Source organism: Streptomyces sp. NPDC044704 (assembly GCF_056433525.1).
Genome location: NZ_JBWKGY010000003.1, coordinates 311,827 through 326,436, shown reverse-complemented (window position 1 = coordinate 326,436; position 14,610 = coordinate 311,827). Strand labels below are relative to the sequence as shown.

Annotated in this window: 16 protein-coding genes; 14 read left to right on the top strand and 2 right to left on the bottom strand. The window is 71.0% G+C overall.

Annotated elements, in window-relative coordinates; all coding sequences use genetic code 11:
* Window positions 1–58: 58 nt before the first annotated feature.
* A complete protein-coding gene (locus AC07B0_RS08990; protein ID WP_356872665.1) occupies window positions 59–1,393 on the bottom strand; it encodes a M14 family metallopeptidase in 1,335 nt (444 codons plus the stop codon).
* Between the two features lie 125 nt (window positions 1,394–1,518).
* Window positions 1,519–3,216, bottom strand: coding sequence for a chitinase (locus AC07B0_RS08985; RefSeq protein WP_469376574.1), 1,698 nt, complete (start codon window positions 3,214–3,216; stop codon window positions 1,519–1,521).
* A gap of 350 nt (window positions 3,217–3,566) precedes the next feature.
* Between AC07B0_RS08985 and AC07B0_RS08980 the strand changes: the two genes are divergently transcribed.
* The 14 genes from AC07B0_RS08980 to AC07B0_RS08915 all read left to right on the top strand — a co-directional run bounded on the left by AC07B0_RS08980 (window position 3,567) and on the right by AC07B0_RS08915 (window position 14,557).
* On the top strand, window positions 3,567–4,448 hold the full coding sequence (locus AC07B0_RS08980; protein WP_467290099.1) for a hypothetical protein: 882 nt from the start codon (window positions 3,567–3,569) through the stop codon (window positions 4,446–4,448).
* A gap of 40 nt (window positions 4,449–4,488) precedes the next feature.
* Window positions 4,489–5,190, top strand: coding sequence for a Flp pilus assembly protein CpaB (gene cpaB / locus AC07B0_RS08975; protein WP_478863390.1), 702 nt, complete (start codon window positions 4,489–4,491; stop codon window positions 5,188–5,190).
* 7 nt (window positions 5,191–5,197) lie between these two features.
* Window positions 5,198–6,457 (top strand): AAA family ATPase, encoded by a 1,260-nt coding sequence (locus tag AC07B0_RS08970; protein ID WP_467290101.1) that lies wholly within the window; start codon window positions 5,198–5,200, stop codon window positions 6,455–6,457.
* Between the two features lie 4 nt (window positions 6,458–6,461).
* Window positions 6,462–6,836, top strand: coding sequence for a TadE/TadG family type IV pilus assembly protein (locus AC07B0_RS08965; RefSeq protein WP_478897403.1), 375 nt, complete (start codon window positions 6,462–6,464; stop codon window positions 6,834–6,836).
* 2 nt (window positions 6,837–6,838) lie between these two features.
* A complete protein-coding gene (locus AC07B0_RS08960; protein WP_356872653.1) occupies window positions 6,839–7,213 on the top strand; it encodes a TadE/TadG family type IV pilus assembly protein in 375 nt (124 codons plus the stop codon).
* Entirely contained in the window at window positions 7,210–8,565 is a 1,356-nt protein-coding gene (locus AC07B0_RS08955) for a TadA family conjugal transfer-associated ATPase (protein WP_356872651.1), read from the top strand. The genes AC07B0_RS08960 and AC07B0_RS08955 overlap by 4 nt, the downstream gene beginning before the upstream one ends.
* Window positions 8,562–9,500 (top strand): type II secretion system F family protein, encoded by a 939-nt coding sequence (locus AC07B0_RS08950; RefSeq protein ID WP_469376578.1) that lies wholly within the window; start codon window positions 8,562–8,564, stop codon window positions 9,498–9,500. The genes AC07B0_RS08955 and AC07B0_RS08950 overlap by 4 nt, the downstream gene beginning before the upstream one ends.
* Before the next feature lie 25 nt (window positions 9,501–9,525).
* Entirely contained in the window at window positions 9,526–10,416 is an 891-nt protein-coding gene (locus AC07B0_RS08945; protein WP_469376932.1) for a DUF5936 domain-containing protein, read from the top strand.
* A 3-nt stretch (window positions 10,417–10,419) separates the two neighbouring features.
* The gene (locus AC07B0_RS08940) at window positions 10,420–11,640 is read left to right on the top strand and encodes a sensor histidine kinase (protein WP_478897401.1); all 1,221 of its coding nucleotides are present in this window, start codon (window positions 10,420–10,422) and stop codon (window positions 11,638–11,640) included.
* On the top strand, window positions 11,637–12,323 hold the full coding sequence (locus tag AC07B0_RS08935; protein ID WP_469376581.1) for a response regulator: 687 nt from the start codon (window positions 11,637–11,639) through the stop codon (window positions 12,321–12,323). The genes AC07B0_RS08940 and AC07B0_RS08935 overlap by 4 nt, the downstream gene beginning before the upstream one ends.
* Before the next feature lie 110 nt (window positions 12,324–12,433).
* Window positions 12,434–12,634 (top strand): hypothetical protein, encoded by a 201-nt coding sequence (locus AC07B0_RS08930; protein WP_478897400.1) that lies wholly within the window; start codon window positions 12,434–12,436, stop codon window positions 12,632–12,634.
* A complete protein-coding gene (locus AC07B0_RS08925) occupies window positions 12,631–13,299 on the top strand; it encodes a pilus assembly protein TadG-related protein (protein ID WP_478897398.1) in 669 nt (222 codons plus the stop codon). Before AC07B0_RS08930 ends, AC07B0_RS08925 begins: the two co-directional genes overlap by 4 nt.
* 30 nt (window positions 13,300–13,329) lie before the next feature.
* The gene (locus AC07B0_RS08920; RefSeq protein WP_478897396.1) at window positions 13,330–13,920 is read left to right on the top strand and encodes a hypothetical protein; all 591 of its coding nucleotides are present in this window, start codon (window positions 13,330–13,332) and stop codon (window positions 13,918–13,920) included.
* Between the two features lie 4 nt (window positions 13,921–13,924).
* Window positions 13,925–14,557, top strand: a complete 633-nt coding sequence (locus tag AC07B0_RS08915) for an OmpA family protein (RefSeq protein ID WP_356872638.1) — start codon at window positions 13,925–13,927, stop codon at window positions 14,555–14,557.
* The last annotated feature ends 53 nt before the right edge of the window (window positions 14,558–14,610 follow it).

Here is a 14,610-nt window from a genome sequence, read left to right as displayed (position 1 = left end):
TGGCGGTGGGGCGCCCCCGGCCGGCGACCGGCCGGCCTTCCGGCCGGTCAGCCGGGGATCACGTGCAGTACTGGGCTTCCTTGCCGATCGAGCGGTACATGCAGTCCGCGTTCTCCAGGAGCTGGAGCACCGCCTCCTTGTTGCGGGAGGTCTCGCGGTCGATCACCTCGTCGGGCGGGTAGAAGCCGCCCGCGCCCGCGCTCGACGGGTACATCTCGAAGGTGTAGGCGAAGATCTTCTGGTTGCCCCACAGCCAGTCGTCGATCGTGCCGTCGGTGATGTACAGGTCGCTCGACTGCTCGGGCGTGTAGCCGTTGCTCGCCGCCATGCCGGTGCCGACCTTCTTGAAGGCGGCGAGGTCGTCGGCGGTCAGGCCGGGCGCGGTGTCGTTGTAGGTCCAGCCGAAGGGCCACAGGACCAGCTGGCTGTAGGTGTGGAAGTCGATCGAGGCCTTGATCTGCTGCTTGCCGCCGATCACGCGGCTGCGGACGAAGTCGGAGACCACCTTCACCTCGGGGGCGGACTCGGCGGCCGCGCCGCGGTAGGTCTCGGAGCTCTTGCTGCCGCTGGAGCCGCCGCAGCAGCCCCACTTGTAGTTCCAGTTGCGGTTCTGGTCCGTGCCGACGTAGGAGGAGCCGGAGTTCGGCTGCCGGTTCTTGCGCCAGGAGCGGTAGGAGCCGGTGGCGATGTCGTACTCGCCGCCGTCCGGGTTGAGGTCCGGGACGATCCAGATCTCGCGGCCGTTGACGGCGTTGGTGATCCGGGACTCGGTGCCGTACTTGGAGCCGAACTCCTTGAGCAGGTACAGCGCCATCTCGACGGTGAGGTGCTCGCGGGCGTGCTGGTGCGCGGTGAAGAGCACCTCGGGTTCGGCCTCGTCGGTGGCGACGTTGTCACTGATCTTGATCGCGAAGAGGTCGCGGCCCTGGTAGGACTTCCCGATGACCTTCTTGCTCATGATCCCGGGGTACTGGGCGATGCGCTGGTCGATCTCCGCGGTCGCCTCGGCGTAGTTGTGGTACTTCGAGTCGGCGGACGGGAAGTCCATGGTGCCGGCGGCGATGCCCGGCTCGGAGCGGTCCGGGGGCCCGGGCAGGGCGGTCAACTGGTAGCCGCGCTTGCGGAGGTCCTTGGCCTGCATGGTGTCGGCGCTGACGACCACGGTGTGGTCGTCCACCTCGTCGATCGACACGCCGGTGCGCAGCAGCGCGGTCCGGTCTTCGGCGGTGGACGGGCCGTGGATCCGGTACTGGACGATCGCCTCGTCCTGGGTGGCGGTGGACGGGGTGGGCGGCGGGGCTGCCGTGGCACTCATGCCGTAGGCGGGTGCGCCGAGCGCGAGCGCCAGCAGGGCCGCCGTGACGGCGGCCCTCCGGCGGGTGTGGAGCCGCATGCGTTCTCCTGGGTCGGGAGTGTGGGGGTAGCCGTGCGGACGCGCACAGCGTGCTCTCGTGGCATGTACTGGTCAAGAGCCCGCTGGCTGCGCCGACCCGAACCGGCCACCCCCACACGTACCGCCTACGGGAGCCCGTGGACCTTCGGACCCACCGCGTTGGACCAAGCGCTACCCGCCTTGGCGTCCCAGTTGGTCGACCAGGTCATCGCCCCGCGCAGACCCGGGTAGGTCTTCGACGGCTTGAAGGATCCGCAGTTCGTCCCCCGGGCCAGGCAGTCCAGGGCGTTGTTCACGACCGTCGGCGAGACGTAGCCGCTGCCCGCGCCGCTCGGCGAGGCCGGGACCCCGATGCCCACCTGGGACGGGTCGAGGCCGCCCTCCAGCTGGATGCAGGCCAGGGCGGTCAGGAAGTCGACGGAGCCCTGGGAGTAGACCTTGCCGTCGCAGCCGTTCATCGAGCCGCTGTTGTAGTACTGCATGTTGACGACGGTGAGGATGTCCTTCACGTTGAGCGCCGTCTTGAAGTAGCCGCCCTGCGTGGACTGCATGTCGATCGTCTGCGGCGCCATGGTCAGGACCATCGAGGGGCCGGCCTTCGCCGACAGGGCGCGCAGCGCCTGTGTCATGTACGTCGGGTTGAGGCCGTTCTCCAGGTCGATGTCGATGCCGTTGAAGCCGTACTCCTGCATCAGCGCCCAGGCCGAGTTGGCCAGGTTGTTCGCCGAGGTGGAGTCGTTGACCGTGATCGTGCCCTTCTCGCCGCCGATGGAGAGGACGACCGACTTGCCGGCCGCCTTCTTCGCGGCGACGTCCGCCTTGAACTGGGCGACGGTGTAGCCGTTCAGGCCCGCCGAGTCGAGGTTGAAGGTGATGGCGCCGGGCGTGGTCGTGGCGTCGGCGAAGGAGACGGCGATGATGTCGTACTGGTCGGAGACGTCGGAGACCTTCTGGACGGTCGCGCCGTTGTTGAAGTTCTGCCAGTAGCCGGTCAGCGCGTGCTTGGGGACCGAGGGGTTCGGGCCGGGGCCGGGGCCGCCGCCCGTCGTCGTCCCCGTCACGGCCGCGGACTTCGGGCCCTCGCCGGCCGCGTTGTACGCGCTGACCTGGAAGGAGTACGAGGTCGAGGCGGCGAGCCCGGTGATCTGGGCGGAGGCCTCCGTCACCGTCCTGACGCGCACCCCGTCCTGGTAGACGTGGTAGCCGGCGGCGCCGCTGACCGCGTTCCACGAAAGGGTGAGCGCGCTCGCGCTCTGGCCGGAAACGGCGGTCCCCGCGGGGGCGCCGGGGATGCCCGGACCGGGGTCGGTGCCACCGCCCCCGTCGGGGCCGAACACGCTGAACTCGTCGATCACGTAAGGGCTCTGGCCGTACCAGCCGTGCGTGTAGACGGTGACCTGGGTGGTGTTCGGACCGGTGGAGAAGGTCGTGGAGAGCTTCTGCCAGCCCGAACCCGAGCCGGGGGTCCAGGTGGAGACGTCCTGCGTGCCGGTGCCGGTCGCGCCGAGGTAGACGTAACCGCCCTGGACCTGGGTGCTCAGCGTGTACGTCGAATTCGGCTTGACCGTGACGGTCTGGCTGCACCGGGCGTTGTCCTGGCCCGCCGGAGCGGCGCGCAGCGCACCGGACCCGGCGTAGACCGGGGAGGAGACGGAGGCGCCGGTGCCGCCGGAACAGGACCAGTTGGCCAGGCCGGACTCGAAGCCGCCGTTGCGCGCGACGTTGACGTCGGCGGCCTGGGCGGTGCCGGAGGCGAGGGCCGTCAGGCCGCCCGCGGCGAGGGTGGCCGCGCCCAGCAGGGCGAGGGAGCGTATGCGGTTCACGTGGGCTCCGTGGGGGGAGGAAGGGGTAAGCGGAATGAGGGGGAGTGGGGGGTCCCGGCAACCATGTGCTGGCGCAGCCAAGTTGGTCCAGACCAATCCCCGTGTCAAGGGTCTTTGCAATGTGGCTTGAAATGGACGGGCCCCGAATCCCGGTTGTCCGGGTTTCCCGCCACCTGTGACATGTGCTTCCGGCACGGGAATCCGCAAGGCCCTGCCCCACCAGGGAGGTCGCGGATATGGTGCTGGGGCAAGGGGGAAGGCGCGTCGGGAGTTTGCGGTCGCGCAGTACGTGCGCGTACGTGACGGCCGCGGGAACGTGCGCGGCGTACCGGGTGAACGGGGGGATTCGCGTGCCGACCGCCATCGCTGTCACCAGCGCCGATCTGGTGCTGCCGGCCCCCGACCGGCACACCCCGGGCGCCGCCGTACTGCGCCCGCCCGGCGAGGCGGACCTGGAGGGCGCGCTCGCCGAGACCTCCGCCCTGCTCGACCGGCACGGCCACCTCGTGGTCGTCGTACCGAGCTGGCTGCCGGCGGCCACCTCGCGCCGCCTGCACACCGTACGGGCCATCCTGGAGACCGACCGGATCGCGCTCCTCGACATCGACCTCCCGCCGCTGGGCACCGCCGTGCTGGTCCGTCAGCTCCGCCAGCTCAGCGTCTGCGACTTCAGCCCCGGGGTCATCGCCTCGGCCGCCCGGCTGCTCTCCCACTACATCTACGCGGGCGCCCTGCTCGGCACGGTCGCGAAGCTCGACCGGGTCCCCGTCGGCCTCAAGGCGCACGCCAGGTCCTGGTCGCCGAGCGCCCAGTTCGCCGTACTGGCCCACCCGTCCGCGCACCTCGCGAAACTCGGGTCGTCGGGAGCGGCCGGCGCCCACGGCGGCGTACTGCCGCCCGGACCCGGCTTCGCCACCCACCTCACCTTCGCCCGCGGACAGCTGTCCTCCGACTGGGTCACCGCCGAACTCGCCCCGGCCTGGCAGGTGCAGGGCGTCATGGAGAACCCCCTGCCGGCCGACTCGCCCCTCTGGTGGGCGACCCAGAAGCTCGTCGAGTTCGCCGCGGCCATCCCCGACCCCGCCGTGCTCTACCAGCTGGTCTCCTCCGTACGCCGCGAGGAGTGCCGCTGGTGCGGATTCGAACTCATCGGCGACCGCTGCGGATTCTGCTCCGCCCCCCTGGCCGCCCCGCCGCCCGAGGCGGCCGCCCGTTCCAGATCCAGCTCCTGACCGGCCCGAACGAACGAAGAACGGCGAGGTAGTACGGCTCATGAACTCACGCCAGCGCCGCGGCGTCATCCTGCTCCTGCTGTCGGTCCTGTGCGCCCTGGCGGCGTTCGGCGGGGTCCTCGTGGTCATCGGCGACGTCAATTCGAAGGTCGGGGCCGAAGTCGTCGCCTACCGGGTCAAGGGAGACATCGCCCCCTACAGCGCCCTCGGCGCGGGCCAGTTCGAAGAGGTCACGGTCCCCCGACGCTGGCTGTCCGACACCGCCGTCACCGACCTCGGCACCCTCAAGGACAAGATCGCGCTCACCACCCTGAAGAAGGGCTCGCTGCTCCAGACGGACATGTTCGTCGACAAGCCGCAGCTCCAGGCCGGGGAGCAGGAGATCGCCATCATGATCGACGCGGCGACGGGCGTGGCCGGCAAGATCACCTCCGGCGCCAAGGTCAACATCATCGCCACCTTCAAGGGCGCCAAGGACACCGACCCGTCCCGGTCGGTCATCATCGTCGCCAACGCCCGCGTCCTCGGCGTCGGCAAGCTCACCGCCCTGGAGAAGAACAGCGACCGCAACGGCCCCGCCGAAGCCGTCCCGATCACCTTCGCCCTGAACACCAAGGACACCCAGCGCGTCGCGTACGCCGAATCCTTCGCGGAGCACGTACGCCTGGCCCTGGTCGCCCCCGGCACCGACTCGGCGCCCAGCCCGAGCGACCGCACGTACACCCTCGACGGGGACAAGTGAGGCGCGGATGACCACCCGGATCCTGCCCGCCGCCGGTGACGCGGACGCCGCCCGCGCCATCGTGGCCCTGCTCAGCCAGCTCCCGGACGCCGAGCCGGCCCCTCCCGTCCCCGACTCCACCTCCCTCCTCGACACCCTCGGCCGGATGGCCGCCGAGTCCGTCGACGAACTCCCCGAGGTCGTCCTCGTCCACGAGCGGATCGGCCCCGCCCCGGCCCTGGAACTCGTCCGCGAGGTCGCCCTGCGCTTCCCGGCCGTCGGCGTGGTCCTGCTCTCCTCCGACGCCGGCCCCGGCCTGTTCTCCGCCGCCATGGACTCCGGCGCGCGGGGCCTCGTCGGCCTGCCCCTCGGCTACGAGGAACTCGCCGCCCGCGTCCAGGCCGCCGCCCAGTGGTCCGCCGGCGTACGCCGCCACCTCGGGCGGGGCGCCGACGCCCCCACCGGCCCCGGCGGCCGGCTCGTCACCGTCACCGGCGCCAAGGGCGGCGTCGGCACCACCTTCACCGCCGTCCAGTTCGCCCTCGCCGCGGCCGCCTCCGGGCGCCGCACCGCCCTCGTGGACCTCGACCTCCAGGCCGGGGACGTGGGCTCGTACCTCGACGTCCAGTTCCGGCGCTCCATCGCCGACCTCGCCGGGATCCAGGACATCTCCCCGCGCGTCCTCCAGGACGCCGTCTACGACGACCGCACCGGCCTGGCCCTGCTGCTGGCCCCGGCCGAGGGCGAACGCGGCGAGGAGGTCGACGACCGGGCCGCCCGGCACGTCATCGGCGCCCTGCGCGCCCGCTACGAACTCGTCGTCGTCGACTGCGGGACCCAGGTGACCGGCGCGAACGCCACCGCCGTGGAGATGGCCGACGTGGCGGTGCTCGTCGCCACCCCGGACGTCGTCTCCGTACGCGCGGCCAAGCGGATGGTCCGCCTGTGGGAACGGCTCCAGGTGCGCAAGGCCGAGGACACCACCGTGGTCGTCAACCGCTGGAGCAAGCACACCGAGATCCAGCCCGCCCTGATAGAGAAGATCACCAAGACCCGCGTCGCCCGCACCCCCGTCCCGGCCGCCTTCAAGGAACTCCAGGGCGTCGTGGACGCCGGCCGCGTCCAGGACCTCGACAACCGCTCCACCGTCAAACAGGCCCTGTGGACCCTGGCGGGCGAACTGGGCCTCCTCGCCGTCCCCGACGACCCCAAGGCCGCCCCGGGCAGCGCCCTCGCCGTCCGCGCCCCCGGCCCCGTGGCCCGGCTCCGCCGCGGCCGGGAGGGCTGACCCGATGGCCGCCCCGCGGTCCGCGCGCACCGGCTCCGACCGGGGGCAGGTCGCCGTCGAGTTCGTCGGCATGGTCCCGCTGATCCTGCTGCTCGTGGCGGCGGTGTGGGAGTGCGTACTGATCGGCTACGCCTTCTCCCTGGTCGGCAACGCGGCCGACGAGGCGGCGCGGGCGGGGGCGGTGCGCGACGACCAGGCCTGCGCGGCGGCGGCGGGGGAGCACATCGGGGGCGCCTGGGACATGGAAGTGGAATGCGGACCACCGTCCAGCGGCGTCTACAAGGCGACCGTGACGGTCCAGATCCCCGTCCTGTTCCCCGGCCTCAACTTCGGCTCCCTGGACGGCACGGCCGGTGCGGCCATGGAGAGGGAGGAGTAGTCATGAGACGGCGCATCCGCTCGGACCGGGGCCAAGTGGCCCTGGAGTACATCGGATTCGTACCGATCCTGCTGTTCGTCGCGCTGTGCGGGATCCAGCTGGGCTGGATCGCCTACGTCCACGAACAGGCGGACAGTGCCGCCCGCACCGCGGCCCGGGTGGAGGCCCGCAAGGGCTCAGGCGGGGCCGCGGCGGGCCGGGCCGCCGTACGGGGCGGTCTGACTGCCGACGTCACCGTCAGCAAGGACGCCGACGCCGTCACCGCGAATGTTTCCATCCGGATCAACTCGATCATCCCGGGACTGAACCCCGACCCGGCCAGGGCAACCGCCGTGATGCCCAACGACGACCCGAACCCGAACGGAGCCCGCCCATGAGCCTGCGTTCCCGGGTCAGCACCCCCGACGACCGCCACAGCCCCCGCGAGGACGGCCGCCTGGTCTCCGCGTACCGCGCCAAGCTCCTCGAAGAGATCGACCTCGCCGAGATGTCCGCGCTCGCGCCCGCCGAGCGCCGCGCGCGCCTGGAACGCGTACTCGGGCACATCATCAGCCGCGAGGGCCCGGTCCTGTCCACCGCCGAGCGCGCCCAGCTGATCCGCCGGGTCGTCGACGAAGCCCTCGGCCTCGGCGTGCTCGAACCCCTCCTCGAAGACGCCTCCATCTCCGAGATCATGGTCAACGGACCCGACCAGATCTTCGTCGAGCGGTCCGGTCGCGTCGAGCAGCTCCCCCTGCGCTTCGCCTCGCACGAGCAGCTGATGCAGACCATCGAGCGGATCGTGTCCACCGTGAACCGCCGCGTGGACGAGGCCAACCCGATGGTCGACGCCCGCCTCCCCAGCGGCGAGCGCGTCAACGTCATCATCCCGCCGCTCTCCCTGACCGGCGCCACCCTCACCATCCGCCGCTTCCCGCGCGCCTTCACCCTCCACGAGATGATCGCCCTCGGCTCCCTCGACGAGCAGATGCTCCTGCTGCTGTCCGGGCTGGTCCAGGCGAAGATGAACGTGATCGTCTCCGGAGCCACCGGCACCGGCAAGACCACCCTCCTCAACGCCCTCTCCGGACTCATCCCGGAGGGCGAGCGCGTCATCACCATCGAGGACTCCGCCGAGCTCCAGCTCCAGCAGGCGCACGTCATCCGCCTCGAATCCCGGCCGCCGAACGTCGAGGGCAAGGGCCAGATCACCATCCGCGACCTCGTGCGCAACTCCCTGCGCATGCGTCCCGACCGCATCATCGTCGGCGAGGTCCGCGGCGGCGAGACCCTCGACATGCTCCAGGCGATGTCCACCGGCCACGACGGCTCCCTCGCGACCGTCCACGCCAACAGCTCCCAGGACGCCCTGATGCGCCTCCAGACCCTCGCCTCCATGTCGGAGGTCGAGATCCCCTTCGAAGCCCTCCAGGACCAGATCAACAGCGCCGTCAACGTCATCGTCCAGCTGACCCGCTTCGGCGACGGCTCGCGCCGCATCACGGAGATCTCCATCCTCGACTCCCACGGCCGGGAGCCCTTCCGCATCACCACCGTCTGCCGCTACGTCGCCCAGCCCATGGGCGCCGACGGGCGCGTCCACGGCCACTTCACGTACCACCCGCTGCCGCGCCGGATCGCGGAGCGCCTCTACATGAACAGCCAGCCGATTCCCCAGGCCTTCGGGGTCGCCCTGTCGGACGAGCGGTACGACCCGCTCGACCCGCTCACCTCTCGGACCGTCCTGTGAACCATCTCGTCCTCCTCACCCTCGGCGCCACCCTCCTGGCCGGCCTCTTCGTGTCCCTCGGCGTACACGTCTACGCCGCCGGACAGGCCCAGCGCGCCGCCCTCATCGAACGCCTGTCGGCGAGCGGCGCCCCCGAGCCGGCCGGCCGCCGACGCCGCTTCCGTGGCGTGGACCGCCGCCTGCGCGGGACCCGGCTCGGCCGCGGCATCGAACTGAAGCTGGCCACCACCGGCCTCGACCTCACCCCGGGCGAGTTCTTCGTCTACATGTTCATGGCGATCGCCGGCGTCTGGCTGGTCTCCGCCTCCCTGCTGGCCCCCTTCTTCGGCCCCGTCGCCGGCCTCATCGGCATCTGGGCCGCCAACGCCTTCCTCAACTGGCAGCGCGCCCGCCGCACCGAACGCTTCATCAACCAGCTCCCCGAACTCGCCCGCATCCTGGCCAACGCCACCCAGGCCGGCCTGGCCCTGCGCACGGCCATCGGCATCGCCGCCGAGGAACTGGAGGCCCCGGCCGGCGAGGAACTCTCCCGCGTCGCCGACCGCCTGGCCGTCGGACACTCCATCGAGGAGGCCCTCGGCGAGATCGTGGACCGGCTGCCCTCCCGCGAACTCGTCGTCCTGGTCTCCACCCTCGTCCTGTCCGCCCGGGCCGGCGGAGCGATCGTGGGAAGCCTGCGGAACCTGACCGTGACCCTGGAACAGCGCAAGGAGACCCGCCGGGAGATCCGTACCCAGCTCTCCCAGGTCACCGTCACCGCCTACCTCGTCCCCGCCATCGGGCTCGGCTCGCTGCTGCTGGTGAACGCGATGATGCCCGGAGCCCTGGACCGCATGACGGGAGCACTCGTCGGACAGGTGGCGGTGCTGGTCTCCCTCGGCCTCTTCGCCCTCGGCTTCGTCCTCATCCGCCGCCTCTCGAAGATCGACGTGTGAGGGGGACGACCACATGACCGCCCTGCTGCCCCTGGCCCTCGCCCTGGCCCTCGGCCTCTCCGTCTTCGGGATCCTCCACGGCATCCGGCTCTACCGCGCCGACGTCAAACTCCCCACCGACCTCGCCCTGGCCCTGGAGGTCGGCGCCACCCGTACGACGGCCGTCGGCTCGCTCGTCGACCGCCTCGGCATCCGCTGGGCACCGCTCGTGCTGCGCCTGATGGGCCCCAAGCAGGTGGCCCGCAAACGACGCCAGATCGACATGGCCGGCAACCCGTCCGGCCTGACCATCGACCGCTACGCCGCCCGCCGCGCGGTGTACGGGTTCCTCGGCGGCCTCGGCGCCGTCGCCATGCTGATGAACGGGCAGCTGGTGCCCGCCCTCCTGATGGTCGCCTTCGGACTGTTCTGGATCGAGGCGGGCCTGTGGTCCGCGATCCGCGTCCGCCGCGACAACATCGAGCGGACCCTGCCCGACTTCCTCGACGTGCTCGCCGTCGTCGTCAGCGCCGGACTCGGCTTCCGGCAGGCCCTGGAACGCGTGGCGCACAAGTACGAGGGCCCCTGGGCCGACGAAGTGCGCATCACCCTCCAGCAGATGGACATGGGCGTCAGCCGCCGCCAGGCCTTCGACGAACTGCGCCGGCGCAACGACTCCGAACAGGTCGCCCAGTTCGTCACCGCCCTCCAGCAGGGCGAGGAACTCGGCTCCCCCATCGTCGAGACCCTCATCGCCATCGCCGAGGACATGCGCCGCACGGACGCCCAGAACGCCCGCAGGCGCGCCGCCCGGGCCGTCCCCAAAGCCACCTTCGCCGTCACCATGTTCATGCTGCCCGGCACGCTGATCCTGCTCGTCTGCGGCTTCGTCTACGGCGCGAACGTCGACTTCGGCGCCCTCCTCGGAGGCGGGTGAGCCATGACCACGCTGGGCTTCGAAGCGTTCGCCGCACGGGACCCCCGTACGGCGGAACCCTCCCTGCGCCTGCGCTCCAACGCCCTCCAGTCGCTGTGCCGGCAGGTCTTCGCGTTCCGTCTGGTGATGATCGGCCTCGGCGCCCCGCTGGCCCTGGCCAACACCGCGCCGGGCGGACCCACCTACCTCGTCGGCGCGGCCGTCCTGCTCACCTTCATGCTCTCGTACGTCCTCTTCCGCGACTGGGAGCGCTTCGGGCCGCTGCTGCTGCGCCACCGCTGGCTCCTCGCCCCCGACACCGCCCTCGGCCTCCTGCTGCTGATCACCGCCACCGCTGCCTCCCCCCTCGGCTTCGTCTGCCTGTGCACCCCCCTCCTCGCCGGGCTGGTCCACGGCTGGCGCGGCTCCGCCCTGTACGCGGCCGCCCAGGCGATCGCCGTCGCGGCCGTCGGCGGCGGCTTCGTCCTGATCCTGCTCTGCCTCCTCGCCGGAGCCGCCGGAGCCTCCCTGCAAGACCTCCTCCTGCGCTTCGGCCGCGCCGGGCAGGACCTGACCGAGACCCGGGCCCGCCTCGCCGTCGCCGAAGCCGTCCGCGCCGAACGGGAACGCCTCGCCCGCGACATGCACGACTCCGTCTCGAAGACCCTGCACGGCCTGGCCCTGGCCGCCGACGCCCTCTCCCGCATGTCCGACCCCGCCGCGATCCGCGGCCAGGCCGAGCTGGTGGCCGCGGCCGCCCGGCGGGCCTCCGGCGAGTCCCGGGACCTGCTGACCGACCTGCGGCGCGACCTCCTCGCCCCCGGCGTCTGCCTGCTGGGCGGACTGCGCGAGCTGGTGGCCGCCACCCCCGGCGCCGGACTCCGGGCGGCCGCTGCGCTCCCCGTCCTCCCCTCGGCGGTGGCACGCCAGCTGCTGGCCGTGGCCTCGGAAGCCGTCGAGAACGCCCGCCGCCACGCCGGCGCCGCCCGCATCGTCGTGGCCGTCGCGGCCGACGGGACCCACCTGACGCTCGACGTCGAGGACGACGGCCCCGGCCTGCCGCCCGGGCTCTGCGTCGCCGCCCTTCCCCGGACGGGCCACTTCGGCCTCCTCGGCATGACGGAACGCGCCGCCGCCGTCGGCGCCCGCCTCGACCTCGGCCCGCGCACCGGCGGCCCCGGCACGCGGGTCCGCCTCACCCTGCCCCTGGGCGCCCTGACCCCCGAGGGGAGCGCGAGCCCGTGACCCCGATCCACGTCCTGATCGCCGACGACAACCCCGTCGTCCGGGCCGGCCTGAGCACCCTGCTGGCCACGACGGAGGACCTCCGCGTCGTCGCCGAGGCCCGCGACGGCCACGAAGCCCTCCACCTCACCCGGCGCCACGCCCCCGACGTGATCCTGCTGGACGTCCGCATGCCGGGCGTGGACGGCATCTCGGCACTCCCGCACCTGGTCCGGCTGGCGCCGGTCCTGATGCTCACGTACAGCAGGGAGTCGGAGATCGTCCGCGAAGCGCTGCTGCTGGGTGCGGGGGGCTACCTCGTCCACGGCGAGTTCACCGCCGACGACCTGCTCCGCGCCGTCCGCGACGTCCGCGAAGGCCGCCCCCACTTCACCCCGTCGTCGGCGACCGCCCTCCTCACGGAACTCCGCGCCTCTTCGCAACAGCAACGAACTATGGCACCCTCGACGGAGCGGATGCCCAACTCCGAAGGATTCGGGCTGAGTTCGCGGGAGGTGGAAATCATGGACCTGATCGCGTCCGGCATGAACAACCAGCAGATCGCCGGCGCCTGCTTCATCAGCGAGAAGACGGTCAAGAACCACATCAACCGCATCTTCGCGAAGCTCCACAGCACCTCCCGCAGCGAAGCCATAGCCCGCTGGCTGGGAACCGCCCGTCCAGGGATGGCCGGTCATGGCTAGACGCAGTGCGCAATGGGTCCGTATTTGGGCCCCGGGACCCTTGGTGACGAGCCGTAACCCGGCGTACCGTCCGCAAATCAACAGCGGCACCGGCCCGGGAGGGAACCCCCATGTTGCAGAACACCCTGGCGAGGATGCGGAACCGGTACGGAAACAAGAGCGCGAGCGACCGAGGCCAGACAGCTTTCGAGTACCTGGGCATCATCCTGGTGGTCGTGGTCATCATCGGCGCGATCGTCGGCACGGGCGTCGGTCAGGCGATCACCACCAAGATTACGGGGGCGGTCGCAAGCATCACCGCTGGCAAGTGACGGACAAGCGGGTCGGTGACGCTGGGCAGGCCTTCCCCATTTACATCGTGGTGGTGGCGGGCCTGCTCTTCGCCGCACTCGCCTATTTCGTCGTCGGAATGGCCGGGGTCAAGCGCAGCGACGCGCAAGGTGCTGCCGACGCCGCTGCGCTGGCAGCCGCTCGTGACGCGAGGGACAACGCGTTCACCGGTCTCGACCTGGCCGCCCTGAAGCCGGCGGATTGGAAGGCGGTCCTCCGGCTCGAACGGCTCGATGGCGTGGGTGCCTGTGGCGCGGCAGGTCGCTTCGCCGGGTTGAACGATGCGAGCGTGCAGTGCAGTGCAGCCCTTCCGGAGTTTGCCGTCACCGTGAAGACCAATGGGACGGTGGGGGATTCAGTCGTTCCAGGCACTGGAGAGGTACATGCCACGGCCAATGCGACCGCCGTCATCGAATCGCGTTGCTCGCTCGCAAATGTTGTAACTCCGACTCCCACACCGAGCTCTACTCCGACACCGAGCTCTTCTCCCAACCCGGGTGTCACACCCCCTCCGGTGGAGCCCGCGACGCCGAGTTCGGTCGGCTTCGTGTGCAAGGGGGGCGGTTCTTTCGACGTCGACCCCTTGAAGCCGGGCCCGTTGTCCCAGCTGACGAGGAAGCTCTTCAGTGTGCGGCTGGTCAAATGACAGTGAACGACAGACAAGGAAGCGACCTAGATGAGCATTCGGCACACGGCGAAGGTCCGTGGGGGAGCGGTTGGAGCGGCCGCGGCAGCCTTGACCCTTGTGCTGGCCGGGTGCGGCGGCGGCGAGGACGGAAAGTCGAAGGAGCCGACCCAGCCGTCCGCCTCGCAGCCCCAGGCGCCGGGAAACGCGGCTCCCGGACCTAGTGGGTCGAAGAGCGCCACTCCGGTCGAGGTGATCGCAACCGTGAAGGGCGAGGCCGGCATGGTCTTGACCCTCAACAGAGCTGCTCGCGACGCCGGCGGATTTGTCACCGTCGAAGGGCAGTTGCAGAACACCGGCGGTACTCCCTACGTGAACACCGCGCCATGGAGGGGAAACGAACTCAACGCCAGCGGCGTATCCGTTGCCGGCGTGACCTTGGTCGACAAGGCGGGGAAGAAGCGGTACTACGTGCTTCGAGACACGGAAGGCCGGTGTCTGTGCACCACCGGCCTGGCCATCATCGAGGCAGGCCAGACGATTCCGTTCTTCGCCCAGTTCCCGGCGCCGCCGGCCGGTGCCACCGAGGTCGACTTCAATCTGCCCACCTTCGCCACGGCCACCGTCAAAATCTCTGGGTGACCCCATGACAACACGCCACCGCGTAGCCGCAGCCACAGCCGTCTCCGCCCTCGTGATCGCGGGGGTCCACATGATCGGTGCGACGGCGGCCCACGCCGACGACAAGCCCACCGCTCCCCCCGGGACGGAGCCGTCCGCCGCCGCGCCCGTGGCGATCGACTCCGCTTCGCCGGGGCTCAAGATCCCGCAGGGCGGTACCCTCGCGCCCGTCAAGGTGCTCGACATCGCCGAGGTCGTCGAGGACCTCGGCGGGGAGCAGCGGCGGCAGGAGACCAACCAGACCGTCATGATGGCGCTGCAGTCCGAGGTGCTCTTCCCCGAGAACAGCGCGGTCTTCAACGCCCAGGCGGCGGCCCGCATACAGGCCATCGCCAACGAGATCAACCAGCAGAAGGCGACCCGCGTGCGGGTCTTCGGGTTCACCGACGACCAGGGCAGCTACGAGCACGGCAAGGAACTGTCCAAGCAGCGGGCCGACGCCGTGCAGACGGAGCTGGCCAAGACCGTCACCAACCCGGGCGTGACGTTCGACGTGCGGGGTTACAGCGAGGACTACCCGATCGCCGACAACAGCACCGAGGAAGGCCGCAAGAAGAACCGCCGGGTCGAGATCACCTTCCCGCGCGGCGCGAGCTAGCCCGCTCCTCTGCCCCGGCCCAAGCGCGCGCACCCCGGGCGGGCCCGCACCCG

Coding starts and splice junctions, on each gene's coding strand:
- AC07B0_RS08990 (WP_356872665.1), bottom strand. CDS start 1,393: ATGCGGCTCCACACCCGCCGGAGGGCCGCCGTCACGGCGGCCCTGCTG.
- cpaB (WP_478863390.1), top strand. CDS start 4,489: ATGAACTCACGCCAGCGCCGCGGCGTCATCCTGCTCCTGCTGTCGGTC.
- AC07B0_RS08970 (WP_467290101.1), top strand. CDS start 5,198: ATGACCACCCGGATCCTGCCCGCCGCCGGTGACGCGGACGCCGCCCGC.
- AC07B0_RS08965 (WP_478897403.1), top strand. CDS start 6,462: ATGGCCGCCCCGCGGTCCGCGCGCACCGGCTCCGACCGGGGGCAGGTC.
- AC07B0_RS08960 (WP_356872653.1), top strand. CDS start 6,839: ATGAGACGGCGCATCCGCTCGGACCGGGGCCAAGTGGCCCTGGAGTAC.
- AC07B0_RS08955 (WP_356872651.1), top strand. CDS start 7,210: ATGAGCCTGCGTTCCCGGGTCAGCACCCCCGACGACCGCCACAGCCCC.
- AC07B0_RS08940 (WP_478897401.1), top strand. CDS start 10,420: ATGACCACGCTGGGCTTCGAAGCGTTCGCCGCACGGGACCCCCGTACG.
- AC07B0_RS08930 (WP_478897400.1), top strand. CDS start 12,434: ATGTTGCAGAACACCCTGGCGAGGATGCGGAACCGGTACGGAAACAAG.
- AC07B0_RS08920 (WP_478897396.1), top strand. CDS start 13,330: ATGAGCATTCGGCACACGGCGAAGGTCCGTGGGGGAGCGGTTGGAGCG.
- AC07B0_RS08915 (WP_356872638.1), top strand. CDS start 13,925: ATGACAACACGCCACCGCGTAGCCGCAGCCACAGCCGTCTCCGCCCTC.